Here is a 519-nt window from a genome sequence, read left to right as displayed (position 1 = left end):
CTTTTAAAATTAGGAGTTATGGAGAGTATAAACTTTATGAATGGGGGAAAGAGAGAATAATACAAGTAATACCTTTAAGAGAAAGAATAGCTTTAAATGCAATAATGAGAGTTGTTGAAAAACATTTAGTGAAGCGATTCATAGCAGATTCAGCAGCTGGTCTTAAAGGTAGAGGGCTACATTATTTATTCTATAGAATGGTCTACAATATCAAAAATAATCCATAGGAAACTAAGTATATATACAAATGTGATATTCGTAAGTTTTATATGAAAGTAAATCAAGTAATCATGATGGAGGTTATCAGAAAATATTTCAAAGATAAGAAACTTATAATATTATTAGATAGATGTGTATCAATGTTACCAGAAGGATTATCTATAGGACTACGTACTTCACAAGCTCTTGGTAACTTATTATTGAACTATTATGTAGACCATAAATTAAAAGATCAATATGGTGTTAAGTACTACAGAAGATACTGTGATGATGAATTATTTCAAGCTGCAACTCCTTAGT

2 protein-coding genes are annotated in these 519 nt (G+C 29.1%); both read left to right on the top strand.

From position 1 onward, the window contains the following. A partial coding sequence (locus tag GH681_RS23875) for a hypothetical protein (RefSeq protein ID WP_255425201.1) occupies positions 1-227 on the top strand: 227 nt, incomplete at its 5' end. Between the two features lie 42 nt (positions 228-269). Further along, entirely contained in the window at positions 270-518 is a 249-nt protein-coding gene (locus tag GH681_RS23025; protein ID WP_153163824.1) for a hypothetical protein, read from the top strand. Position 519 lies beyond the last annotated feature (1 nt).

Source organism: Zoogloea sp. 1C4 (assembly GCF_009469605.1).
GTDB classification, from domain to species: Bacteria; Pseudomonadota; Gammaproteobacteria; order Burkholderiales; family Rhodocyclaceae; genus Zoogloea; species Zoogloea oryzae.
The sequence above is the reverse complement of the archived record's forward strand: the minus strand, read 5'-3'. Positions and strand labels throughout refer to the sequence as shown.

Bases quoted from the DNA above. Each gene is read 5' to 3' on its own strand.
- GH681_RS23025 (WP_153163824.1), top strand. From the start codon at position 270: ATGAAAGTAAATCAAGTAATCATGATGGAGGTTATCAGAAAATATTTC.